Annotated in this window: 30 protein-coding genes and 2 riboswitches; of the genes, 5 read left to right on the forward strand and 25 right to left on the reverse strand. The window is 50.7% G+C overall.

Features of this window, described 5'->3' with window-relative positions:
* Positions 1–229: 229 nt before the first annotated feature.
* The 17 genes from J0X21_RS10675 to J0X21_RS10750 form a co-directional block, all read right to left on the reverse strand.
* Positions 230–457 carry a hypothetical protein gene (locus J0X21_RS10675; protein ID WP_206812195.1) on the reverse strand — a complete coding sequence of 76 codons (228 nt, stop codon included), beginning with the start codon at positions 455–457 and terminating at the stop codon, positions 230–232.
* A complete protein-coding gene (locus J0X21_RS10680) occupies positions 454–1005 on the reverse strand; it encodes a 2-hydroxyacyl-CoA dehydratase family protein (RefSeq protein WP_236006210.1) in 552 nt (183 codons plus the stop codon). Before J0X21_RS10680 ends, J0X21_RS10675 begins: the two co-directional genes overlap by 4 nt.
* A 268-nt stretch (positions 1006–1273) precedes the next feature.
* Complete coding sequence (locus tag J0X21_RS10685; RefSeq protein ID WP_206812196.1) at positions 1274–1777, reverse strand: vWA domain-containing protein; 504 nt, start codon at positions 1775–1777, stop codon at positions 1274–1276.
* A gap of 13 nt (positions 1778–1790) precedes the next feature.
* On the reverse strand, positions 1791–2849 hold the full coding sequence (locus J0X21_RS10690; protein WP_206812261.1) for an ATP-binding protein: 1059 nt from the start codon (positions 2847–2849) through the stop codon (positions 1791–1793).
* A gap of 35 nt (positions 2850–2884) precedes the next feature.
* Positions 2885–3628 (reverse strand): ABC transporter permease, encoded by a 744-nt coding sequence (locus J0X21_RS10695; RefSeq protein ID WP_206812197.1) that lies wholly within the window; start codon positions 3626–3628, stop codon positions 2885–2887.
* Positions 3625–4464 carry an ABC transporter ATP-binding protein gene (locus tag J0X21_RS10700; RefSeq protein ID WP_206812198.1) on the reverse strand — a complete coding sequence of 280 codons (840 nt, stop codon included), beginning with the start codon at positions 4462–4464 and terminating at the stop codon, positions 3625–3627. The genes J0X21_RS10695 and J0X21_RS10700 overlap by 4 nt, the downstream gene beginning before the upstream one ends.
* 6 nt (positions 4465–4470) lie before the next feature.
* Positions 4471–5544 carry a cobaltochelatase subunit CobN gene (locus J0X21_RS10705; protein WP_328812768.1) on the reverse strand — a complete coding sequence of 358 codons (1074 nt, stop codon included), beginning with the start codon at positions 5542–5544 and terminating at the stop codon, positions 4471–4473.
* 66 nt (positions 5545–5610) lie between these two features.
* Positions 5611–6390, reverse strand: coding sequence for an anaerobic ribonucleoside-triphosphate reductase activating protein (locus J0X21_RS10710; protein ID WP_236006215.1), 780 nt, complete (start codon positions 6388–6390; stop codon positions 5611–5613).
* The gene (gene nrdD / locus J0X21_RS16195; protein WP_407947646.1) at positions 6377–6568 is read right to left on the reverse strand and encodes an anaerobic ribonucleoside-triphosphate reductase; all 192 of its coding nucleotides are present in this window, start codon (positions 6566–6568) and stop codon (positions 6377–6379) included. Before nrdD (J0X21_RS16195) ends, J0X21_RS10710 begins: the two co-directional genes overlap by 14 nt.
* Positions 6543–6872, reverse strand: a complete 330-nt coding sequence (nrdD, locus tag J0X21_RS10720; protein ID WP_328812741.1) for an anaerobic ribonucleoside-triphosphate reductase — start codon at positions 6870–6872, stop codon at positions 6543–6545. Before nrdD (J0X21_RS10720) ends, nrdD (J0X21_RS16195) begins: the two co-directional genes overlap by 26 nt.
* 215 nt (positions 6873–7087) lie before the next feature.
* The gene (locus tag J0X21_RS10725) at positions 7088–7276 is read right to left on the reverse strand and encodes a hypothetical protein (RefSeq protein ID WP_206812202.1); all 189 of its coding nucleotides are present in this window, start codon (positions 7274–7276) and stop codon (positions 7088–7090) included.
* A 178-nt stretch (positions 7277–7454) separates the two neighbouring features.
* Positions 7455–7638: riboswitch (cobalamin riboswitch) on the reverse strand.
* Between the two features lie 64 nt (positions 7639–7702).
* Positions 7703–8455 (reverse strand): ABC transporter ATP-binding protein, encoded by a 753-nt coding sequence (locus J0X21_RS10730; protein ID WP_206812203.1) that lies wholly within the window; start codon positions 8453–8455, stop codon positions 7703–7705.
* Positions 8452–9522, reverse strand: a complete 1071-nt coding sequence (locus tag J0X21_RS10735) for a FecCD family ABC transporter permease (protein WP_206812204.1) — start codon at positions 9520–9522, stop codon at positions 8452–8454. The genes J0X21_RS10730 and J0X21_RS10735 overlap by 4 nt, the downstream gene beginning before the upstream one ends.
* A 100-nt stretch (positions 9523–9622) precedes the next feature.
* Positions 9623–10759, reverse strand: a complete 1137-nt coding sequence (locus J0X21_RS10740) for an iron ABC transporter substrate-binding protein (protein WP_206812205.1) — start codon at positions 10757–10759, stop codon at positions 9623–9625.
* 57 nt (positions 10760–10816) lie between these two features.
* Positions 10817–11458, reverse strand: coding sequence for an FmdE family protein (locus J0X21_RS10745; protein ID WP_206812206.1), 642 nt, complete (start codon positions 11456–11458; stop codon positions 10817–10819).
* Positions 11459–11464: 6 nt separating this feature from the next.
* The gene (locus tag J0X21_RS15930) at positions 11465–11596 is read right to left on the reverse strand and encodes a hypothetical protein (RefSeq protein ID WP_268939387.1); all 132 of its coding nucleotides are present in this window, start codon (positions 11594–11596) and stop codon (positions 11465–11467) included.
* A 160-nt stretch (positions 11597–11756) separates the two neighbouring features.
* Positions 11757–11894: a hypothetical protein gene (locus tag J0X21_RS10750; RefSeq protein ID WP_206812207.1), complete on the reverse strand. Its 138-nt coding sequence runs from the start codon at positions 11892–11894 to the stop codon at positions 11757–11759.
* A 419-nt stretch (positions 11895–12313) separates the two neighbouring features.
* On the opposite strand from J0X21_RS10750, the gene J0X21_RS10755 reads away from it, so the two are divergent.
* From J0X21_RS10755 to J0X21_RS10770, 4 genes are read left to right on the forward strand one after another with little or no spacing between them, the layout of a single operon-like run.
* Positions 12314–12739, forward strand: a complete 426-nt coding sequence (locus J0X21_RS10755; RefSeq protein WP_407947647.1) for an NADH-quinone oxidoreductase subunit NuoE family protein — start codon at positions 12314–12316, stop codon at positions 12737–12739.
* A gap of 52 nt (positions 12740–12791) precedes the next feature.
* Positions 12792–13160 (forward strand): (2Fe-2S) ferredoxin domain-containing protein, encoded by a 369-nt coding sequence (locus J0X21_RS10760; protein ID WP_206812208.1) that lies wholly within the window; start codon positions 12792–12794, stop codon positions 13158–13160.
* Positions 13161–13180: 20 nt separating this feature from the next.
* Positions 13181–15082: an NADH-quinone oxidoreductase subunit NuoF gene (locus tag J0X21_RS10765; protein WP_206812209.1), complete on the forward strand. Its 1902-nt coding sequence runs from the start codon at positions 13181–13183 to the stop codon at positions 15080–15082.
* A 15-nt stretch (positions 15083–15097) separates the two neighbouring features.
* Positions 15098–16915, forward strand: coding sequence for an NADH-dependent [FeFe] hydrogenase, group A6 (locus J0X21_RS10770; protein ID WP_206812210.1), 1818 nt, complete (start codon positions 15098–15100; stop codon positions 16913–16915).
* Positions 16916–16933: 18 nt separating this feature from the next.
* On the opposite strand, the gene J0X21_RS10775 is transcribed toward J0X21_RS10770, so the two are convergent.
* The 5 genes from J0X21_RS10775 to J0X21_RS10795 form a co-directional block, all read right to left on the reverse strand.
* Positions 16934–17230 carry a helix-turn-helix transcriptional regulator gene (locus J0X21_RS10775; protein WP_206812211.1) on the reverse strand — a complete coding sequence of 99 codons (297 nt, stop codon included), beginning with the start codon at positions 17228–17230 and terminating at the stop codon, positions 16934–16936.
* A gap of 205 nt (positions 17231–17435) precedes the next feature.
* Complete coding sequence (locus J0X21_RS10780) at positions 17436–18296, reverse strand: energy-coupling factor ABC transporter ATP-binding protein (RefSeq protein ID WP_206812212.1); 861 nt, start codon at positions 18294–18296, stop codon at positions 17436–17438.
* Positions 18297–18301: 5 nt separating this feature from the next.
* Positions 18302–19072 carry a cobalt ECF transporter T component CbiQ gene (cbiQ, locus tag J0X21_RS10785; RefSeq protein ID WP_206812213.1) on the reverse strand — a complete coding sequence of 257 codons (771 nt, stop codon included), beginning with the start codon at positions 19070–19072 and terminating at the stop codon, positions 18302–18304.
* The gene (locus tag J0X21_RS10790) at positions 19069–19365 is read right to left on the reverse strand and encodes an energy-coupling factor ABC transporter substrate-binding protein (protein WP_206812214.1); all 297 of its coding nucleotides are present in this window, start codon (positions 19363–19365) and stop codon (positions 19069–19071) included. Before J0X21_RS10790 ends, cbiQ begins: the two co-directional genes overlap by 4 nt.
* Positions 19362–20159, reverse strand: a complete 798-nt coding sequence (locus tag J0X21_RS10795; protein WP_206812215.1) for an energy-coupling factor ABC transporter permease — start codon at positions 20157–20159, stop codon at positions 19362–19364. Before J0X21_RS10795 ends, J0X21_RS10790 begins: the two co-directional genes overlap by 4 nt.
* Positions 20160–20499: 340 nt before the next feature.
* Positions 20500–20686: riboswitch (cobalamin riboswitch) on the reverse strand.
* A gap of 75 nt (positions 20687–20761) precedes the next feature.
* Here J0X21_RS10795 and J0X21_RS10800 point away from each other — a divergent pair.
* Positions 20762–21001 (forward strand): hypothetical protein, encoded by a 240-nt coding sequence (locus J0X21_RS10800; RefSeq protein WP_206812268.1) that lies wholly within the window; start codon positions 20762–20764, stop codon positions 20999–21001.
* On the opposite strand, the gene J0X21_RS10805 is transcribed toward J0X21_RS10800, so the two are convergent.
* From J0X21_RS10805 to J0X21_RS10815, 3 genes are read right to left on the reverse strand one after another with little or no spacing between them, the layout of a single operon-like run.
* Positions 21002–22390 carry a HAMP domain-containing sensor histidine kinase gene (locus J0X21_RS10805; RefSeq protein ID WP_206812216.1) on the reverse strand — a complete coding sequence of 463 codons (1389 nt, stop codon included), beginning with the start codon at positions 22388–22390 and terminating at the stop codon, positions 21002–21004.
* A complete protein-coding gene (locus J0X21_RS10810; RefSeq protein ID WP_206812217.1) occupies positions 22368–23066 on the reverse strand; it encodes a response regulator transcription factor in 699 nt (232 codons plus the stop codon). Before J0X21_RS10810 ends, J0X21_RS10805 begins: the two co-directional genes overlap by 23 nt.
* Positions 23067–23120: 54 nt before the next feature.
* Positions 23121–23672: a hypothetical protein gene (locus tag J0X21_RS10815; RefSeq protein ID WP_206812218.1), complete on the reverse strand. Its 552-nt coding sequence runs from the start codon at positions 23670–23672 to the stop codon at positions 23121–23123.

Here is a 23672-nt window from a genome sequence, read left to right on the forward strand (position 1 = left end):
TTTCCAAGTAACATCAATCGCCAAGCTTTAGACATGGTACGGTGGGCAGGCTTTGATCCATCCATTTACCTAAAATCCGCTGGCAGCATCCAGTAGCTGCTGTAAGAGATTACCATGCCTTAAAATAAAATCAGTGAATCTGAACTCGCGGAACAAGGGTTATATACGATCCAAAAAAGTCTTTCATCATGCCAAGTGTTTCTTTAAAACTCAATTTTTCTACACCCCTTCAGTCCATTTTAGCGGTTAGTGCTGCACCTAAAGCTGCTGTCAACTCCGGTTCGGGCGGCACCACTACTTGAGCTGACAATTGTTTTTCCAAAAGGTGAACGAGGGGTTGGTAGTAGGCTCCTCCCCCTGAAAAAATCAGCATTGTTTTTTTGAAGATTGGCTGGTCATTTTCCAGAATAACCAGTTTTGTGTTCACCGATCCCAGGTCTAAACCGGCCACTTTCATTTCAGCATCTCCAAAAAGGCATCAATCCGGGTCTTCAGTTGCCCCTGGTCTTCTTCGGAAAAGTCGCTTTCCAGTTTAAGGTGCGGAATATTTCGTTTATCCAGTTCTTTTGCCACTGTATAACTCTCCGCCCCATACGGCTGGCAGAATTGGAGAGTGAAATCGATCACTCCATCGGCTTTTAGATTATCAACCATGGAAATGATATCCTCAATCCGACCGCTATTTGGCGTAAAGCAGGCACAGTTTACGTTAAGGGGCCGCTTGGCGATATTCTTTAACATTTCCCCTGCTTCTTCAGCGGGTTCAGTCTTATCCTTATAATACCGTTCTCCAATACAAGTTTCTTCGCCAACCACAACTCCGCCCGCTTGTTCGATCAGGGCGTGAATCTTCCAGTATGGAATAGGCTGCGGGGTTCCTGTAATTAAAATACGGGGAGCATCCGCCGGAACTACCCCTTCCTTGCGGGCCACTCTTTCTTCCAGTTCATCACAAAGAAGATTGACCTGCTGAGCAAACCGTACCGGATCATCAAAGAAGGCCAATTGGTTAATCAGTCAAAGCCAGATTTGGCTCCCACACTAAGACATTATAGCAACAGTCAGAATTTAGTGGAAATACATTTTATCGTTATCGAAGATTGATTTCCATCGATAAAATAGATACACTTAGGTAAGGACGATTACGATGGGAAGGCGTGGAGAGCTTGTTGCTGCATCAGCTTGAGGTATTCATTCAACCCCCAAACCCTTGGCCGTTTCTTCCCCGCTGTTCAGGGCATTGTGAGAGAACTTAAAGACATCATCGGGCCTATTATTGTCTTACCGCTGCCGCAATTTCTCGGCTACCCAGTTCATCCAATCTGCTATATCTTCCACCGAGGGCCTTAGCCAGTTCCACCGGCAGTCCCAGCCGGATAAAGCCCTGCTCGCTGTCGATCACCCAGGCCGGAATCCCCGCCAGGCCGATGCGCTCAGCGATGGCTAAGGCTTCCTCTGCCGGGTCGGTTCCGTGCAGGGACACATTCGCCCGACCGTCGGAAACGAGCACGAGCAGAGGAGCCAGATCCGCATCCTGGGCCCTGGCCGCCTGCAAGAACTCATAGCCCAGGGCAAGTCCGTGCGCCAAGGGCGTTTTGCCACCGGTGGGCAGCACTTGCAGCTTCTTGCGCGCCCGTTCCACACTGCGGGTGATGCCAAGGACGATTTCGGCTGAATTCCCGCGAAAAGCGATCACGGCAACCTTATCCCTTTTCTGGTACGCATCCTCCAATAAGGAAAAAATCGCTCCTTTCACGACCTTGATCCGTCTCTCCACTCCCATCGAACCGCTAAGGTGCTGCCTCCTTGGCCGCGGCGGTAAACTGGTGCACAAACATCTCTACTTCCGCCCATTCCAACACTCCCTCTTCGAACGGTCTGCGGCGCATGCGGTGGGGCAGGGCCAGCTTCGCCGCGGTCAAAACATCCTGCACAGTCACACTCGCCCTTCCCTCATAAGCCGCCAAAGTCACCGCCGTCTTGACCAAGCTCAGGTCAGCCCGGTGTCCATCCACCTCCAAATGAATCGCCAGACGGGCCACAAGCTCCAAAATCTGCTCATCCCAGCGGACATAAGGCAGAAATTCTTGGGCTGCCCGAATCCTACGTCTCAACTTTTCCTGCTCCGGAGCGTAACGCGCTTGAAAAGCTTCCGGATCCTGTTCAAACTCCAAGCGTCTGCGCACCACTTCCATCCGCAGAGCCGGATCCCGTTCTCCGACCACATCGACCACGAGGCCAAATCGATCCAAAAGCTGGGGCCGCAGATCCCCTTCCTCCGGATTCATCGTCCCCACGAGCACGAACCGGGCCGGATGGCTGAAAGAAACGCCTTCCCGCTCCACCGTATTGACCCCCATAGCGGCCGCATCCAACAGCAGATCGACCAAATGATCCTCCAGCAGGTTGACTTCATCCACGTACAGAATATTGCGATTGGCCTGCGCCAAAATCCCCGCTTCAAACTTTTTTGTCCCTGTTTTCAGCGCCTGTTCGATATCCAAAGTTCCGACCACCCGGTCTTCGGCGGCGCTTACGGGCAGCTCGACCACCCGCATCTTCCCTGACTCTGTGACTAAAGTCTCTCCCGCAGCCAGCCTTTCCCGGCAGGCTGTACAAAGATGCGCCGTATCCGTGGGATCGCAGGCATAAAGACACCCCTTAACCTGATTTCTTGTTGGTAGTAGATCGGCCAAGGCCCGCACCGCCGTCGACTTAGCCGTGCCCTTTTCTCCCCGGATCAAAACCCCGCCCAGAGCCGGATTGATCCCATTAAGAATGAGTGCCTGCTTCATTCCCTCTTGGCCGACCAGCGCGGTAAAGGGATAAGCTCTCCCTTCCGTTTCCATATTGTTCAATGGTTCATCCTCCCTTGGTTCTTATTTCACCCGATGGCCTCCGCCTTGGTACACGTTCTGACACCGACCACAAACAGAACCACAAAATAAAGCGCCAAGACCACCACGTTCAGCCCCAGCATCCCCAGATGCCCTCCGCTGTTGCGCAAACCTTGGCTGGTATGCGTCAACGGCAGGAGCCCAATGAAGGCTTTGATCAGCCAGGGCATTTTTTCCAGGGGGAAAAACGTACCACATAAAAAAGCCATCGGTGTAATCACAAAGTTAGTGAATTTGGCCATGTCGGCATGGGAATCGATCAACACCCCGGCCGTAAAACCCAAGGCTGCAAACACCAGGCAGTTGAGGATCAGGATCAAGAAAAACAAGGCATTGAGTTTCAGCCCAGTCGGAAAGAAAAGGGCGATCAGCAAGATGAGCACCCCGGAATAGAGCCCCCGCAGGGCACCGGCACTGATCTTGCCGGCCGCATACACCGTCATCTTGACTGGAGCCACCATAAACTCCTCAAAGGTCTTATCATAAATGCGGGAAAGGTTGACGGCATTGCCGACCGTACTGAAGCTAACCATCATGGTCGTCAGGGCTACGATCCCGGGAATGACAAACTGCAGATAGTTATGCCCGCCGACCGTCATTCCTCCCCCCAGACCCCAGCCAAAGGCAATCAAGTAGAGAACCGGAGAAATCATCGCCCCTAACGTAATGCTGCGAAACTTCCGCTTGAATAAGACAAATTCCTGCCAGAGAATCGCCAGATAACTCCTCATTCAGACACCCTCCTGTTCGTGAGCTGGATAAAGACATCCTCCAGATTGGCCGGACGGATGTTGACACTCCCCTCCAGAGAGGCTGCCCGACTTAAGGCCTCCTCCCGCGTGGCAAAAAACTCGCTCGTCGTAACCCCTTGGGTGAAATGCTCCAGCACGATCGTGCCGCTTTTGGCGATCAGGTTTCGCGGCGTGTCCAACTCAATCAGGCGGCCTTCGTGCATCAGTCCCACCCGGTCACAGAGGATTTCGGCCTCTTCGATATAGTGAGTCGTCAACAGAACGGTCAGCCCTTCGGCTTTCAAGGTTTTCAGAAGATCCCACATCTTGCGGCGCACAGCGGGATCCAGCCCCACCGTCGGTTCGTCCAACAGGAGCACCGCAGGCCGGTGCATGAGCGCGCGGGCAATCATGAGTTTGCGCTTCATGCCGCCGGAGAAGGTTCTGACCAGATCATGGGCCCGCTCCTCCAGTTCCGTAAAAATGAGCAATTCCTGAATCCTTCCCCGCCGCTCCTCTTTGCCCAGCCCAAAAAGACGCCCATGCAGTTCCAGGTTCTCCCAGGCCGACATCTCTCCGTCCAGGTTGTTATGCTGGGGAACAACTCCAATGGTGCGTTTTATTTCCGTCAAATTGCGGTCCATCCGCTTCCCGGCAATGCTAACCGAGCCAGAGGTTGGAGGAGTCAGAGTGCTCAGCATGCGCACGGTCGTCGATTTACCCGCCCCGTTCGGTCCCAACAACCCAAAGAACTCTCCTTGAGCGATCGCCAAGTTGAGACCCTTCACGGCTCTCACTTTACCATAGGTTTTTTCCAGATCCTCAATAATCAACATCAATGCTTAAGCCCCTTCCATGTCTCCTTCGCTCTCCAGGTAGATGCTTCGGAGTGCCTGGAGCGCCTCCGGCTCGGCCTCCCACATCCCCCGCTGGGCGGCCTCCAACAAACGTTCGCTGATCTGGTGCAGAGCCCAGGGATTGACCTCCCGGATCCACTCTCTCCGCTCCTCATTGAATAAGTAAAAAGCGGCCATCTGATCATACATCCAGTTTTGGAGCACCTGGGCTGTGGCATCCCAGCCAAAGGCGATATCGACCATGGCTGCGATCTCCTGCGCCCCTTTATACCCATGCTGCTGCAGCCCGGCAAACCACTTGGGATTAAAAATCCGCGCCCGCATAATCCGGGCCGTCTCTTCCCGGATATCCCTCACTTTAGGGCGCTCCGGATCTCTTGCATCCCCCGAATACGAGCGGGGAGCCTTCCCGGAATGCGTCGTAATGCCGGCAATCAAGCCGCCATGGTAAATATAATAGCAATCGTCCTCCAACATATCAATTTCCTGAGAGGACTCGTTCTTGATCGTCGCTTCCGCCTCAGCCAGCCTGCGGGCAAAGACTTCCGTCACCTGACGTCCGTGCAGCTTCCGTCCATAAGCATATCCGCTCCACCGCGTATAGACATTCCCCAAATCCTCCTGACTCTGCCAATTGCGGCTGTTGATCAGCACATCCACACCGCCGCCATACGTTCCCGGCGGACAGCCGAAAACACGCATCCAGAGAGCTTGCATCAGATGAATAAAGCGCTCCCCCTCCGAAACCTGGCCAAACACGTGCAAACCATCCTTGATCAGGGAACTCTTGATCTCCTCCAGCCAGACATGCAAGCGTTTGACAAAGGCCGGAAAATCCCTTTCCGCTCCCTGAAGATCCTCATCTAAATGCTGGCTCTGCACCAACTCCCACAAACGCTCTTCCAGATAGGGAAGCTTGGCTGGATCTTGCTGCTCGGCCTGTTCGTAGTTCTGGATCAGTTCATCAAGTACCGCCAGTTCCTCGTAAACCCAGCTGCGGGTTAGAGACGGGATCAAGTGATCTAGGAGCACGCCGTAAGAACGCCGCTTGACCTGGATTCCCTCGCCTTAATCTCTTCATTCATATAGGGTACCGGCAGAATCCCGACGTCGTTGCCAAAATTGTCAATCCCTGGCCATTCCCCGCAGGATCACCCGCTGAAAAAAGGGTTCTGCCGCCTCGCGCAAGGCCTGCAGGGCAACTTCATCGAAAGCCGGCATCGTTCGATAAACCGGATCCAAATTACCCGACCCGGAACGAAAAGGCTGCAGGACATAGGTTCGTTCGACCGGCTCCGGATGGTGAATAAGCCGTTCCTGGACCGCTTCTGACAAGATGCCGTTATCGATAGCCCGGATCCAGCGACCGATAGCCGCAATCTCCTTTGGCCCGTGCAGACCGGGCACTACCGTAGTCCGCAACTCATGGGGCCGACCTGCGAGCAGTGCCACGCTGTGAGCAATCTTTTCCACATCCGCCCAGATTCCAGCCGTCTTGGCATAAACGGTGGGAGCGTTCTTAATGTCCAGAGCGACATAATCCAGCTCCCCCAGGCAATCCGCCAGAACTTCCGGATGGGAACCGTTGGTATCCAATTTCACTCGATACCCCATAGCCTTGATCTCACGGATCAACCGACCGAGCCGGGAAGGATTAAGGGTCGGCTCGCCACCTGTGATGGTGACGACATCCACCAGACCCCTGCGCCGATGCAACGCAGTCAGAACCTCTTTAAAGGAGATCGCTGCTCCTCGAGGATCCAGCACCAGGGAACCATTATGGCAAAAGGGGCAGCGAAAATTACATCCACCGAGAAAAAGCGTGCTGCATAGCTTACCAGGGTAATCCACCGCCGAGGTCAACTGCACTCCCGCTAAGGTGTCTTCAGATTCAACGGGCAGCATAGACAAATTCCTGCCTCTCCTGGAATTCTGCGCACTTACCCTTGTTCCAGTTCTGAACCGGCCGGAAATACCCCACGATCCGGCTCCACACCTCTGTCATCCCACCGCAGATAGGACAATGATAATGCTCCCCGCTAATATATCCGTGAACCTCACAAACGGAAAAAGTCGGGGTCACCGTAAAATAAGGAACACGATAACGGGCAAAGACTTTCTGCAATAAGTTCCACCACCGGGTTGTCCCAAGCAAAATTCTGGGTAATGTTGTACGTCGGAATGGGAAAAGAAAAGGATCGGCCCGCTGCATCCCCTTCCATCATGACCTCGCAAAAAGCGAGGTTGATCATGTCCATCTCTTTCTGATAATCCTTATACTGCTCTTCTCCGTACTCCCCGGCCACAAGAACGTATTCTTCGGCAATGGGCGATGCGTCAGCCACGACATCCAGCGTAATATTGGTAAAGGGGGTTTGGAATCCCACTCGAGTGGGAACGTTCAAGTTAAAAATGACATGATACTTTGTTCGCCATCGATGACTACGTTTGGCATGCCTGACTCTTTTTCCTGCATCGGTTGCCAGACCGTGATAATCCTGAACTAAGCCCGTTTTTCCCCAGGCGACAGGATAAAAACAACGCCCCGCGTACGCCCCGACTTCATCCTTCCCCGCTGTTTAGGCTTTTGAGGCTTTTGAATTTATTCAATTCTTGCACTACCTTTAACTTTTTCTATGATTCTTATCTTGTCGTGCCCCTCAAGCTCTTCAAGCTCATCATCGATATCCATAAGCTGTACCAACCACTTGACACGATGCTCCCGATCGGTCGCAAGTTGCCCTAAAACTTCTTCCCGCGCCCGGCGCAACGATTTGACGTATGCCACCATTTTTCTTCATCCTTTCTTCTAACTCCAACGACCATACCGATCAACGATCCATACTGATAGCCCATAACAAAAACCCTTCACAGAAATCCTGTAAAGGGTTTTAGCTTGTTCCGGCTAGCCAGATAATATCTTCCAGTTACCAGGCATCGCTACATTCCCCCTATCCTCCGTAGGTTCCTGTGTGGCTTCGAAGCGAGCAGGTCTCCTGGCTTAAGTTCATCGCCGCCTTACGTCTTCCCGGTTGCCCAGTGACATCCTGTAAGGCCGCTCACTATCACAGTGGCGGGACCGCGTCAGATTGGCTGACTTCCCTTTTCAATACTTTCCTAAAAGAAAAGTATACTCGCTCTCGCATATGAAGTTTTCCAAGAATAGGCTAGCAGATAAGAACTAGCCTGTCAAGGTGAATGCTCCGTTTTGTTGCCTTTATAAAGGCATAACCACAGGCCGGTTCTCTATCTGCCCAAGCCTGACCTTCACTCCATACACCTTGGCGATATTCTCCTCGGTCATCACCTCCATTCCGCCCACGGCCAAGACCTTTTTGTCTTTGAGCAGGAGAAAACGGTTGGCAAAGCGCAGCGCCAGATTCAGATCATGCATGACTGCAATCACTGCCAGATCCCGCTCCTGGGCCGTTTCCTTTACCGCCCGCAATACTTCGATTTGGTTTTTCAAATCCAGATTGCTGGTTGGCTCGTCCAAGAGGAGAACATCCGGTTCCTGCGCCAAAGCGCGGGCAATAATCACTTTCTGCAGTTCCCCGCCACTCATTTCATCCAGATAACGCAAGGCAAAAGGTTCAAGTCCCAGCCTTTCCAACACTTCCTGCACCAGGCTCAGATCATGGGCCGAGGCTTCCCATTGAATGTACGGCTTGCGTCCCAGGAGCACCGCATCAAACACGGTTAAACGGCTGCTTTCATAACGTTGGGAAACGTACGCTAAATGGCGGGCGATCTCCGTGCGGCTGAGCTTAAAAAGATCAGCTGTTTCGAGTAGAATTTTCCCTTTCTCAGGCCGTATAATCCGGTTTAAACTCTTGAGCAAGGTTGACTTACCGGCCCCGTTATTCCCCAACACGGCCAGGAATTCCCCTCTGGCTACCGCAAAACTCACATCCTCCAGAACTTTGCTGATGCCATAACGAAACCCCAATTGCTTGACGGATAGTATCATCCCCGTTTGTTCCCCCTTGCCAACAGATAGAGAAAAAGGGGTGCCCCTAAAAAGGAAGTCACGGCCCCGACCGGCAGCACGACCGGAGCGATGATCCGCCGCGCCAGGGTATCAGCGGCCAGAAGCAAAAGCGCACCCATCACGCTCGATGCCGGGATGAGAAAGCGGTGATCCCCACCGAGGACGCGGCGCATCATATGCGGTGCTACCAAGCCGATAAATCCAATCACCCCAAGAAAAGAGACGGTGGTGGCCGTAATTAAAGAGGAAAAGAGCATGCCTAAAAAACGGGTTTTCTCCACCTCTACCCCCAAGCCTTTGGCTGTCTCTTCCCCGCTATCCAGAGCATTATAGTTCCAGCGGTTAAATAGAAAATAACTGAGTGTTAAGAGCACGACGCCCGCCATGATCCCCAATTCCGTCCAGGAAGCCCGGCCTAAATCCCCAAACGTCCAGAACACCACAGAAGCAACCTGCACATCGCTGGCAAAATACTGCAGGATCATGGTGGCTGCGCCAAAAAGTGAGCTTAGCGCGACCCCCGCTAAGACGATTGCCTCCGGGGAAACCCCTTTATACTTGGCCAGCAAAAGGATGACCATGGTTGTCAGCATGGAGGCAACAAAAGCCGATAAGGTGACCAGGTACGGATTGTTGATCAGAACGGCGTCCGCACTCGTACTCTGTATGCTCCCGGCACCCAAAGCAACGATCGCGACAGCGGCCCCAAACGCTGCTCCTTGGGCGATCCCCAAGGTTGAGGGGGAAGCCAGCGGATTCCTCAGGATATTCTGCATCACCGTCCCCGCCACGGCCAAACCCACCCCGGCCACCATTGCAGCCAGCACCCGTGGCAGGCGAATCTGCCAAACAATGATTCCCGCATTTCCTTCCACCCGCCCTAATAAAGCGGCAAGCACCTGGGCGAGGGACAGCTCTGCTGATCCGGCACTCACCGCATACAGTCCGACGATCACTGTCAGAGCAATTAACCCAGCGATAATCCGGAGCTTCCTCCGGGTATAGGAAAAATACCCCTTTGACAGGAGCACTTTCGTTGCCGCCATACCTATCCCCCCGCGTCCAATCATGATTCTGCTAATCATTACTCAGTTAGTCCCAGTTGGGCTCCAGCCTCAAAAACCCCGCTGCCTCCGCTGGCAAAGCTTACGGATGAATCAAATCAAGTTTCTTGAATCCGGGATAATCCTTAACCATTTGTTCATAGAGGGGTTTTCCCAGGAGAAAAGTGTAGATTTCATCACTCTTTTGGATCGGATCAATATCCTGAAATTGCTCCGGGAACATCACTTTCCCGGCATAATAAGCATCCGCCAAAGCCGTATCGATGTTGGTGGTATAAAAATTATAGGGAATCTGACCATATACCTGCCCATTTTTGACCGCACGCAGAGACTGGTAAAAGGCCGGGTTCTTCTGCACATCGGTCAGCACCAAACTGTACCCTCCTTCATCAATAAAGAGGATGTCCGGATCCCAGCTCAAGAGCTTCTCGCGTTCGATCATCAAGCTGCCGCTTTTTCCGGTCTCATCCACGACATTCCGAGCCCCGATGGCCAGAAACGGCGGGTACTTGGCCTGAGTGCTTTCAATCCCGTGGGTTCCTTTCATGCCCAAGGCTCCTACATAAACTTTCGGCTTGGTGGCATCCGGAATTCCTTGTGTACGTGTTGCCAAATCATTCTGTATTTTTTTCAGGTAAGCTACGACTTCTTCGGACCGCTGTTCTACCCCGATCACTTTACCGATCAGTTCCAGAGAACGATAGACATTTTCATCGAATGTTGCCAATTGCCCGTAACTCAAGACCACGACCGGAATCCCAGTCTTGGCCTGCAGTTTATCCGCCTTGGCCTTATCTGCCAAATAGGTTACAAAAATAACATCCGGTTTCACACTCAGCAGCTTTTCTTCATCCGGCACGGAATCCGGTCCGCCCTGCCCAATCGTCGGCAGGGTCTTCAGTTCCGGATGGGCCAGCATGTAAGGCTTTCCTGTTGATGCTTGCTTCTCCATCTCCTCAATGCCCACCACCCGGTCTGTCCCTTTGGCGTAAGCCACCAGCCTTAATGTTCCCGGTCCGATGGCAACAATCCGTTGAGCCGGAGTTTTTACTTGCACCTCGCGTCCGGCCAAATCCGTTACCGCCTTCATTGCGGGATTTGCGGAATTTCCTGCACCGCCTTCTTTGCCACTTGGAGCCGTGCCACAACCGGCCAATGCCAAGCCTATGAGCAGCAGGCTGAGAAGCCAAGCACTCCCCTTCATGAGCTTTCTGTACATTTTCTTTATCACCCTTCCTCTCTCATAATGTATCTTTTTTTCAAGATGCCCGGCTTCCTACTTATTAAGCACCAAAACCCTGGACTCATATTTTTCCGCGCACTCCGGACAGGCGATCTTGCCCTCGCGCACGTGTGCCCTCTGCTCCATCACGCCCTCACCACAGAACGCACACGGCACGGTCGGATTCAGCTTCGGTCCCCCGGGCAACGCGATCTGGACTCTGCGCCAGACGAAGAATTCTGCGGCTTCCCCCTCGACAATACGCCGGGCCAGTTCCCGCTGTCCGGCTTGGAAAGCTGCAACCTCCTCGTCAGAACCAATCCCCGCCATGACCTTTGCCCGCAATTCCTGATGGGATTTGTTTTCCAATACTCCAAATTTCAGAGCTACTCTGACACCTTGTCCGTCAGCGCGGCGCACAAAGGTAAACACTTGCTTGCCGTGATCGCGAAACAGCAGGTTCCCTTTGCCAAATGTACAGCCGGTCAGCACCTGCACCGCATCCACCCCGCAAGCATCATTCTGAACGATCGCCACAATCTCGCCTAGGTCCACCCCTTGTTGCGTACACCACTCTCTCAATTCCCCCATCCCGATCTGTACAGCTTTGTAACCGATTGCCAAACCGGGACAGATATGCCCATGAAACTCCACACAGCGCTGCCAATCATCCTTAATCAGTATGTCTTTCTCCATCATCATTCACCCCGTTAAATTATTTTTTAAACCTTTCAAAAAATCGCCGCCTGCCGCATCCAGCCTCGGTCTGCCGAATCTAATAAACATAAGAAAAGACAATCCATATAAAAAAACCATGGCATCATCCAGCGCCATCGTGCTGCCGCTGAAAGACCTCCATGGTCCCATCCAACTATTTGCATTTACTTGTTAATCTATTGGCTTTATTTGCCACAATGCTATTCAGTCGGGAACGTTATCCTTCATGCTCATGAGCGATGCCCAGAAGATGACTGATCAGATGGCTCCGGTCCTCTCAATCGTCGAACCGGCCGTCATTGGCATCTTCTTTAACCAAAGAATATTGTGGCTCACCGCAAGCCCCGCTCCACAGAAAAAAGGCCATGGAGCTGCCGTACCCGGTCAAGACCTCCATGGCCTTTTTTTTCATCATTTATTTCTTTCTTACTTAATTTTTAATTCTTCATTCGATTCCGTTTTCCTGCTAACACAATAAAAATTTTCTATGTTTTTTTCTTCAGTTTTGGCAGGGCCTTAATTCTTGCCGTGTCAGGGATAAGCCCCGAGTTCCTAGCCCTTCTGAATATGTTACGGAGAATGATCATAGACTCAGGTCTTGGGCCGGTAGTATTCATCTGCAATCCGGATAATTAAGGCGAATTTGGTCAACCTTAAAAGTGAACTACTGTAACGGCGGAGGTCAAGGTGGAACAAGAGCGTACGATTGAAATTCGACATGAGCCGGAAACCCATAGAGGTTTTGAGCCGGAGATTCAGGAACGCCCGCACGGCAATTGCTGTTGTCCTTCTCCCCAAGAACAGGATCAGCTCTACCGCCGGCTCGATGAATATATCGACAGCCTGGCAGGCCAAGAAGGAGTGCTGATTCGGGTGCTTCATCACGCTCAAAACCTGTTCGGCCACTTGGCGCGGGAAGTCCAGATTCATATCGCCCGGCGGCTCAGCCTCTCTCTGGCTGAGGTATACGGTGTTGTCAGCTTTTATCATTATTTTACAACTGAACCCAAAGCCAAATATACGGTGGAAGTCTGTATGGGAACCGCGTGTTATGTCAAAGGAGCGGCAAACATCATTGCGGAAGTGGAAAAAGAACTGGGCATAAAAGTAGGGCAGATGACCAAGGATCAAAAGTTCGGCTTACAGGTCTCGCGCTGTATTGGCGCGTGTGGTCTGGCTCCCGTGATGGTGATCGGGGAAGATATTCACGGAAGGCTCAAACCGGAAATGGTGGCGGACATTCTCAAGCAGTACAACTAGAAATCCTGTACGAGTGTTGAATTTTGCACGGGAAGTCAGGGAGGCACAGCCTATGGATTCGATCAATGAATTGTATGAGATTCGTGAGCGGGTTTTAGCAGCAAAACAGGGCCGGATTCTGATCAGCATGGGGACTTGCGGGGTCGCAGCCGGAGCCAGGAGTACGTTGCGGGCCAGCCAGGAGGAACTTGCCAACCGGCACCTTGATGGTTGGGAGATTCAACAAACAGGCTGTCTGGGCTTATGTGACCGGGAACCGATATTGATCGTCGAGAAGCCGGATGAGCCGAGAGTTGTTTACCATGGAGTTGATGGGGAGAGAGCCAGGCAGATTGTGGCTAATCATATCGTGAACAATTATATTGTCGGGGACTGGGTTCTGCCGGAAGACTCCTCTTCTTTTTCAAATCAATTATCCTAAAACCGCAGAGGTGAGAGAGTTTGCCCCATTACCGTCATCATGTTCTGGTCTGCCAGGGTACGGGTTGTTTATCTTCCGGAAGTACGGGAGTCTTAAAAAGTTTAGAAGCGGAGATTAAGGCCCAAGGTTTAAATGATCAGGTCAGGGTTGTTAAATCCGGCTGTTTTGGCTTTTGCATGCAAGGTCCCGTGATGATTGTCTATCCGGAAGGGGTTTTCTACACCAAAGTTCACCCCGCCGATGTGCCGGAAATCGTCGGGAAGCATTTAAAAGGCGGTCAAACCGTAGAACGGTTGCTTTTCCGCGATCCGGTGACCAAGCAGCCGGTAGAGGAATTTGGTGACATTCAGTTCTTTAAAGGACAAAAGCGTCTCGTCTTACAAAATTGCGGCTCCATTAATCCGGAAAACATTGAAGAATACATTGCCAAGGACGGTTATTTCGCCTTAGCCAAAGTCTTGACTCACATGACTCCGGAACAGGTGATCGATGAAGTGAAAAAATCCGGGTTGCGGGGCCGGGGAGGGGGTGGGTTCCCCACCGGGCGCAAATGGGAGTTTGCCCGAAAAGCATTAGGCGAGCCCAAGTATGTGATCTGCAATGCCGATGAGGGTGATCCGGGGGCCTTTATGGACAGAAGCATCCTGGAGGGGGATCCTCACGCTGTGCTTGAAGCGATGTGCATTGCCGGTTATGCCGTTGGGGCCAAGCAAGGTTATGTCTATGTCAGGGCAGAGTACCCGGTGGCGGTGAAACGCCTGGAAATTGCCATCGAACAAGCACGCACGAAAGGCCTGCTGGGGAAGAAACTTTTTGGGACAGATTTTTATTTTAACATCGAGATTCGTTTAGGGGCGGGCGCTTTTGTCTGCGGAGAGGAAACCTCTCTTATCCGTTCGATTCAGGGCCTGCGCGGGGAACCCCGTCCACGTCCGCCTTTTCCGGCAGCAGAAGGTCTTTGGGGAAAACCTACCCTCATTAACAACGTTGAGACTTTGGCCAATATTCCCCACATTATCCGCAACGGCAGCAAAGCCTTTGCGGCGATAGGGACCGAGCGCAGCAAGGGAACCAAAGTATTTGCGCTGGCGGGCAAGATACATAATACCGGACTGATTGAAGTCCCAATGGGGACAACTTTGAGAGAAGTTATTTTTAACTTAGGCGGAGGGATTCCGGAAGGCAAAAAATTTAAGGCCGCCCAAACCGGCGGCCCTTCCGGAGGCTGCCTGACCGAGGAACATCTGGATATTTCCTTGGAGTATGATACGCTCTTGGAAGTTGGTTCAATGATGGGTTCAGGCGGCTTGATTGTGATGGACGAAGACAGCTGCATGGTCGATGTGGCCCGCTTTTACCTGGAATTCACACGCGACGAATCCTGCGGCAAGTGCACGCCTTGCCGGATCGGCACCAAGCGCATGCTGGAAATCCTCACCCGGATAACGGAAGGCAAAGGCACGGACAAAGACCTGACTGATCTGGAAGAACTGGCCCAAGTGGTTAAAGAAGATTCCCTCTGCGGTCTTGGGGTATCCGCACCGAATCCGGTATTATCCACTCTGAGGTACTTCCGCCATGAATATGAGGCTCACATCTTTGCCAAGCACTGCCCGGCAGGAGTATGCAAGGAACTGCAGGCCTATGCCATCGATCCCGAAATGTGCAAGGCCTGCGGGATTTGCCGGCGGGAATGCCCCTCCCAGGCCATCAAAGGGGCGCCTAAGGAACCCCATGTCATAGAAACGGAGAAGTGCTCCCAATGCGGCCTCTGCCTGTCCAAATGCCCGTTTAAGGCCATTAAGCGCGGCCCGCGTACACGTCCAACGGCTCCTGCCGCGCCGGATGCGCTCATTGCCGGCAGAGCGGGTGGCTCTCCAGAAAGAATCCATCCGGACAGCAACCAGTCCATCGTCCACTGAGAAGGGGGAAAGACCATGGTTTCTTTAACCATCGACAATCAGCCGCTCGAGGTGGAAGAGGGCACGACAGCCTTGGAAGCGGCTCAGGCTTTAGGAATTGATATCCCGACTCTCTGTTATTTAAAAGAAGTCAATGTTATTGCCTCCTGCCGGATTTGTCTGGTTGAGGTTGAGGGGCATAAAAACCTTGTGGCTTCCTGTGCCCTGCCTGTTGCGGAAGGGATGGCCATACGTACCCGTACTCCCCATGTGCTCCATGCCCGCAAGAAAGTGCTGGAACTGCTCCTTTCCGACCATCCCTTTGATTGCCTGACCTGCTTCCGCAACGGAAACTGTGAACTGCAGACGCTGGCCCGGGAAATGAACGTCCATGGCCTGCAATGGGAAGGAGAAAGAGGAGTTTTTGCCGTTGATGATTTGTCCCCTTCCCTGGTCCGGGAACCGAGCAAATGTATTCGCTGCCGGCGCTGCGTCACCGTCTGCCGGGATGTCCTGACTGTCAGCATTTATGACATGCTGCACCGTGGTTTTGATTCGGTTGCAGGTCCTGCTTTTAATGACAGCCTCCTGGATACCCCCTGCATTACCTGCGGTCAGTGCATTTTGGTCTGTCCGACCGCTGCCTTGCACGAGAAGGATGACACGGACAAGGTATGGCGGGCGCTCGAAAACCCGGATCTCCATGTCGTGGTCCAAACCGCGCCCTCCATCCGCGTGAGCCTGGGAGAAGAATTCGGCTTGCCTCAAGGTGAGCTGGTGGTCGGGAAGATGGTCGCAGCCTTGCGCCGTTTGGGATTTAACAAGGTTTTTGACGACTGTTTCGGGGCGGATGTCTGCATCATGGAAGAAGGCCAGGAACTGTTATCCCGCTTAGAAGGCAACGGCGGCCCTTTACCGCAGTTTACTTCGTGTTGCCCGGGCTGGGTGAAATTCTGCGAGAATTTTTACCCGGAGCTCATCCCGCATTTGTCTTCGACCAAAAGCCCCCAGCAGATCTTCGGGGCTTTAACCAAGACTTACTATGCTCAGTTGGCCGGCATTCCACCGGAAAAAATCTTTAGTGTTTCGATCATGCCTTGCGTGGCCAAGAAATTTGAGGCGGGGAGACCGGAGCACCGGGATAGCGGCTACCGGGACGTTGACGCGGTTTTAACAACCCGGGAGCTGGCACGGATGATCCGGATGAGCGGAATCAATTTTGCCGACTTGCCCGACGAGGAATTTGACAGTCCGATGGGAGAGGCCAGCGGAGCGGGGGTGATTTTCGGAGCATCCGGCGGCGTGATGGAAGCCGCTTTGCGCACGGTTTATGAAAAAATCAACGGAACTGAGATCCCGGAAGAAGATCTGGAAAAAATCCGCTCCTTCAATGAAGTGCGGGAAGCGGAGTTTAAACTCGGCGACCGCACGATTCGGGTGGCGGTGGCCAGAAACATCGGGGAGGGCCGCAAGTTATGTGAACGTGTCAAGAATGATAAAGAACACCGGTATGACTTTATTGAAATAATGGCTTGTCCCGGAGCCTGTGTCGGGGGTGGTGGCCAGCCGATTTATTCCAATCTGGATAAATGGAGTCTGCAGATGGACTTCCGCAAGTCCCGGGCCAAGGGGTTATTTAAGTCTGATTCTGAGAAAAAGTACAGGAAGTCTCATGAAAACCCTTATGTGCTTAAACTCTACGAAGATTTCCTGGGAGAACCCAACAGTGAGAAAGCCCACAGCCTGTTGCACACAGGCCATAAAGCGCGCCCGCTCTACACTTGTGAGGGAACGTATGCCGGAGATAAAGTGGAGCACCGTCACTACCGGGAAGAGCAGGGGTATCTTCATTGAAGTTTGGAAAAAATTTTATTATTTTTGGTTGGATCGATATTGGGAAGGAGTAATACCCTCATACTTTTTAAATACCGCCGAAAAGTAACTACTGGAGCTAAAACCGGTTGCTGCCGCAATTTGCTCGATTGTCTCAAGTGGGATTCTCAAGCGTTGTTTCGCCTTTTCCAGCCGCACTTGGGTCAAATATTCCGTAAATACTCTGCCCGTCTTCTTATTGAATAGACGGCTTAAATAAGCAGGACTGAGGTGCACGTGAGCTGCTACTTGATCAAGTGTAATCTTATTCGCATGATTGCTTTTAATGATAATCATGAGAAATGTATCATGTAATAGTTATTGACTGCATAATCGGTTTCTGAAGTTAAACCGGCCCGGCGCTCTTCCCCAATCTTGTTCCAACTTCTCCTGAATTTGGGGGCTCAAATCCCCGTTCCAGAGCTGACAGGTCTCCCCTGAAATCCTGGCAACACTGCTTGACAACAACCTCCCGGTTTGTTTTCAGGCACTCTTTGAATTACTAAAGTGCTGACAACTTCCTTTCGCTCCTGGCCGCAATACTACTAAACAAATCTTCCCTTGTCTTGGGCAAAGGGATCGCTGGAGACAACCATCCTTTTTGCACTAATACACCATGCATTTCCAACAGCCAGGGAAGCACCAGATCAGCCCGTTTAATCAGTTCAGGCTGCAAAAATACTTCGCCGGGCTCCCCGTTGGCGATAATCTCCCCACTGTGCATGACGGCTATCCGATCTGACCAGACATAGGCCAAATCAACATCGTGAGTGGATATGATAATCGTTTTGCCCTTCTGGCTCAACTTTTCCAGAAGCTCCATAAATTCGCGGGCATGGCGGGGATCGAGCCAAGCGGTTGGCTCGTCAAATATTATGACTTCAGGCTCCATTGCTAAGACGCCCGCGATCGAAACCCGTTTTTTCTGTCCGTAACTTAACAAGTGAGTCGGCTTGTCTTTGAGGTCTGTAGTTTCCGTATCCAGCATGGCCTGTTGAACTCTGTCCATTACTACTTCTTCCGCCAGTTCAAGGTTTAAAGGACCAAACGAAATATCCTGCCATACGCTGGCTGAAAACAACTGACTATCCGGGTCTTGAAAAACAATCCCCACTTTTTTGCGTAATTCTATCAGAGCTTTTTTATCGTAGGACACGTCTTGGCCCCGGTATTTTATGCTGCCTGAGTTAGGACGGTAGATTCCGTTGAAATGCAAAAATAGAGTAGATTTGCCTGCTCCGTTTGATCCTAAAATTGCCAGTTTTTCTCCCTTTTTCACCTGTAAATTTACTCTGCGTAAAGCATTTGTCCCATCAGGATAAGAAAACTCAATATCAACCGCTTCAAGTATAACCTCTGACAAATTGTTTACCTCCCAAGTAAATTTAACAAGACTAACGGAATCTCCAGCATGGTTAAAACCAGATAGTTTTTGAGACTGACAGGATATTTCTTGGCCAGCACCTTAATCTCCCCTGTGTAACACCGTGACGTCATGGTATCAAATAGCTCGTTGGATTTGAGAAACACTTTGCCAAAAAGAGCGGAAAAGAGCCAGCTCAGCGAACGGAAAGAACTTTTCTTGGAAATATAACCCAGGCGGGAAGACTGGGCTCTCCGAATGGTGGTGGCTATTTCCATAAAAACAAAGATAAAACGGTAAATCAGCACCATTAATTCAGTAATAATTACAGGCACTCTCATCTTGCCGAGAACTGTAATAATTTCGGTGATGGGAGTGGTCAGTGCTAGAAAATACAGGCAGGAAACAGCCCCCAGTGATTTTATAAAGATATGAACCGCTGTGATCAGATCAGGGAAGCGTATGCCTAGGGTTAATCCACCAACATTGTGAGCAAGCCAAAAGCCGGCTGGGCTGGGCGAAATTGAAAAAGCAATGGTTAACACACTTACGAGAAGAAAAGTGAGGGGAACAAGCATAAGCTTAACAAAGAATCTTCCCGGGATGCCTGCTTTAATGATTATTCCCCCAGCCATTAGAGCTAACACGATGAGCGGCGTGATTACCGTAGGAGATGCAAGACACACGACCAGGGTGATCATGGCAAAACTGAGCTTTTCGGCCGGGTGAACAATCTTTAGTGCATTGCTATAAGCGTAAGCATCGAGGTTAATCACGACTGTTCCTTCTTATTAACGCTGTTTTTCCCTTTGGCATAACCCAGATAATAAAAGACAAATCCGCTTCCGAGAGCCGCCTGTAAGGCAAACAAGAATGATTCAACTTCGCCGCTGGGCGGCTCCCACAATGGTTTAAACCAAGGTTCATAGTTGACGTTAAGCGTGCTGATAGCCTTCTCTGCTTGATCATCCGCCCCTGCGAACTCAGCATTGCGTGCCAGAAAAAGCGGACTAAAGGCCAGCGCTAATACAATTACCAGTAATATTCCATTCTTGGCAAGCGGTTTCATGCTTTCACCCCCTGTTTGCTGCTTGGCAGCTCTTTGCCGCTAAAGATGGATAAAAGGCGCAATTCTTTTTGACTGTAAACACTAAGCACATTAAACACCATTACGGTAAGAATACCTTCACTGATGGCTAAGGGAACCTGGGTAAAGGCAAAAATACTCATAAATTTAGTGGCGGAAGCCATAACTCCGCCTATAGCAGCGGGAAAAGCCAGGCCCAACTGGATGGATGTGGTAACATAGGTCATTAAATCTCCCAAAGCAGCTGCCAGAAAAATTGACAGCCATCGGGGTGCTCCCAGTTTGTTTAAGCCTTTATAGATGCCGAATGAGACCAAAGGACCGACAATAGCCATCGAAAAAGTGTTTGCCCCCAGGGTTGTTAATCCGCCATGGGCCAATAACAGTGCTTGAAAGATTAAAACAATCATACCTAAAACCGTCATGGCCGTTGGTCCGAAGAGGATAGCCCCAAGGCCCACACCGGTGGGATGGGAACAGCTTCCGGTTACGGATGGGATTTTCATAGCAGACAGAACAAACGCAAACGCTCCTGCCATACCCAAGAGCATCTTTAGATTGGGGTAGAGAGTAACCGTTTTTTTAATGGAACGCACACCAAGAATGACGAAGGGAACCATAGCAACCATCCAAAATGCTGCCCAATTGAAAGGCAAGAAACCCTCCATAATGTGCATGGCATAAGCACTATCCGGGAACACAATATATACACCAAGAACATAAGCCAGCAATATACTAATTTTCAAACCTGTCTTTTTAACATTGCGTCGGTTCATGAAATTTACAACTCCTTTTCTCTCCGCTTTTGAGTCATACCGCAAAATGATTTTCTCAAAACAAATAAAAAAGCCAGACCAAATCATACACCTCCTTGTTAAAGCGATGTGATTCAGACAGGCGGTTAAATTGTTTCAGGTTTTGGAAAACTCAAGTTGATTCCTTATTTGAGTTCTCTTTCCGTCACAATCATAATCACTTTGCATAATCCCTCAGGATTACAGCACCTGATCCTCATTTAAGAAAGAAAATAATTTAACCCCCTACACCTAGATGCAGGAGGTTATAAACATGTTGACAACATGAATATTCTTACCTTCCCATCCATCGTGGGTGCGAACGGTGAGTCTCAAACGAGCAGGTCTCCTGGCTTAAGCTCATCACGACCTTACGTCTTCCCGGTTTCCCAGTGACATTTTGTAAGACCGCTCCCTATCACAGTGGCGGGACCGCGTCAGATTAGACTGACTTCCCTTTTAAACACATTCCAATTCTCAAAATGTGTACTCGTTTGTTACTATATGAATTTCAAATTAGTTACCACGAGTTTAGCATAGGTAAATTTTTCTGTCAATGAGTTTCCGGTGAGTTTTCCGGTAAGTTGGCATTGTATAAATCCCATTTATCAGGACATATTAGCAATCAATTAAGGAAAAAAGCAGGAAACCCCACGGCCTGGGTCGAATTCCAAACCTTGGGGGTGCTTGGTTATGTTTGCATCATATTCGGGATGTCGGTTATCGGGCTGCAGGCCCATTTAATTAGGGTGGAAGTGGATGTAGCCAATGGCTTGCCTAGTTTTGAAATTGTCGGACCTTATCCCATATACCTGAAAGTATGATTAAAATTCAATATTAAACACCGCCCCATGAGGCTCAGCATTTTCAGCCCAAATTCTCCCGCCATGGGCTTCTACGATTCGCCGGGCAATGCTGAGACCCAAGCCATGCCCCGGAACATTGCGGGAGCGCGCCTCATCCACGCGGTAGAAGCGGTCAAAAACCGCTTCCACCGCTTCAGACGGAATACCCGGACCATTATCTTCAATGGTTAAGAGCACTTTTTCCCCCGCGTGGCGCAAGGTAATCTTTACTTCTCCGCCATCGGGCACGTATTTTCCAGCATTTTCCATGATAATCCGCAACAGCTGTCGGAGATAAAGGACATCCCCTTCAATTCTTACATCCGCTGCTAAGTCATATTTTATCCGGAGCTTTTGCAGATACGGCAGCCCTATGGTACACTCAATAATCAGTTCTTGCAGAACGACTTGAGTTAAGTTGAGCTTTAATTCTTCCCGGGCAAGCGTCAATAAATTCTCTACGAGTTTTGTCATCATCTCAGTTTCCACACCGATCGAGGCCGCCGAATCGCGAACCAAAGCCGGATTGTCCGCGCCCCACCGTTTTAAAATATCCGCATGCCCTCCGATAACCATCAAAGGAGTTCTGAGTTCATGCGAGGCATTGGCGACAAACTGTTGTTGTTTTTGGAACGAGACTTCCAAACGCCCAAGCATTTGGTTAAAACTTTGAGCCAACCGGTCCAGTTCATCTTCGGTTCCGCGGATGGAAATCCGCCGGTTCAGGTCATACGCGGTTAGATTGGAAATCTCCCGGTTCAAATGTTCCAGCGGCGCCAGCGCCTGGCGCGATAAAAAAAGCCCTCCTACGGCAGCCAAGAGCAAAGCCGACCCTCCAATCCAGGCCATTTGCTCCAGCAGGACTTTCTGTGCGTATTCTATTTCTCCAAGGTCAATTACAGCCTGCAAATACCCGATGATCCTCCCTCCGGATTGTATGGGTCTGGCCATAAAGTAATAATCTTCTCCGCGAAAGACCCGGATTACCGGGCCACTTTGCTGTACAAACGGCAATTCGGATGTATATTGACCGGAGTGTTGCAGGATTTTGCCCGAAGGAGAGCTTAACTGAACAGACACTCCCTTGGGAACATTCCCTGCCAGAACGTCCTGGTCCGTGATACTCATCGCCTGACCTTCGCCGCTTTCATTGAGAGTTGAAAGAATTTGGGTGACCGCATTCTCCAACACTTGCCGCTTATCCTTGTACAAGGCCTGACGGTTGCCCCAGAAAGTTAAGCCCGAAAGCATGAGTACGGTTAGTAAGAGAAGCACCATATACCAAAATGTTATTTTACCCGCTAGGCCCGGACGCCTAGCAGCAATTTGCTTCTTCCATGCCGTCTTAATCTTCGCCGCGAAGGGCATAACCCACACCCCTCACTGTATGCAAATAATGCACCTTAAACTTCTCTTCGATTTTAATCCGCAAAAAGCGCAGATAAACATCGACGACGTTCGTATCCCCGTAATAGTCAAAACCCCAAACGTTTTCTAAGATCTGCTCCCGCGTAAGCACGTGATTCGGATGTTCCATAAAAAGCGCCAGCAGCTCAAATTCTTTTTTCGTTAAATGAATTTCTTGTCCCGAAAAAAAGACTTGATAAGTATCCTGATTAAGCTCCAGCTCGTGAAACTTCAGCCTGCGTTCATCCTTGCGCTGCGGAGCCGCGTTTCTCCGGCGCAGCACCGCACGCATTCGGGCCATCAGCTCTTCCATGGCAAAAGGTTTGGTTAGATAATCATCCGCACCCAAATCAAGACCGAAAACCTTGTCTTGAATCTCGTCCTTTGCAGTTAACAAGAGAATAGGGGTATCTTTTTGCCCCCTTACTTGCTTACATACTTCATAGCCATTTAGATAAGGCAGCATGACATCGAGCAGAATAACATCCCATGCTCCTGCAAGCGCTTTCTTTAAACCCTCCTGTCCGTCAGCAGCTACTTCCATCTCATGTCCTTGATGTTCGAGCTCCAGTTGGATCACTTTAGCAATGGCTCCATCATCTTCAATAAGTAGAATCTTCAACCCCGGGTTAGCCATAGCTTTGCGGCCTCCTCTGTTTCCTAACTCTAGCCGGGGACTTTGTCCCACCGGCTAGTGAGCGCGTGAGAATTTTCTTAACTGAAGTCCGGCCAATAGCAACAGAACCGCGAGCGGTTCAAATACTGAAAGCATAAGCACTTGGTTTTTGTCAACCTGAGTATTGCCTATGATCCGGACTGGAATCGAAGCGCTGGACACGGTTTCCCGGTATTCCTTAGAAACCGCTGTCACATAAAGATCGTATTGACTTGTATACACGAAACGCACCGGCAAATCAAGAATTTTGCTTTTCTTGGCTCCTAAGTTCTGTATTAATACCGGTTTGTCAGCATTAAAATCTTCCAGGTTAACCGTTGAATTTTTGCTTAGATCCGCCATGGTAATATAAACGAGAATGTCCTTTATGGATTGATCGGTCGTATTGGTCACTTGCACACGCACTGTTTCTTCTTTGCCTGCATATCCTTCGACATGCTGAGGAGAAACAATCTTTAAACCCAGTTTAGGTTGGACCGCCGGTTCTTGGGCCCAGGCCAAAGAAACATTCATGATTAACATGCCTAAAGTAAGGAATATCAAAACAAGTTTTTTACCCTTGATCAC

It is taken from the genome of Paradesulfitobacterium ferrireducens (assembly GCF_017310645.1).
Classification (GTDB): domain Bacteria; phylum Bacillota; class Desulfitobacteriia; order Desulfitobacteriales; family Desulfitobacteriaceae; genus Paradesulfitobacterium; species Paradesulfitobacterium ferrireducens.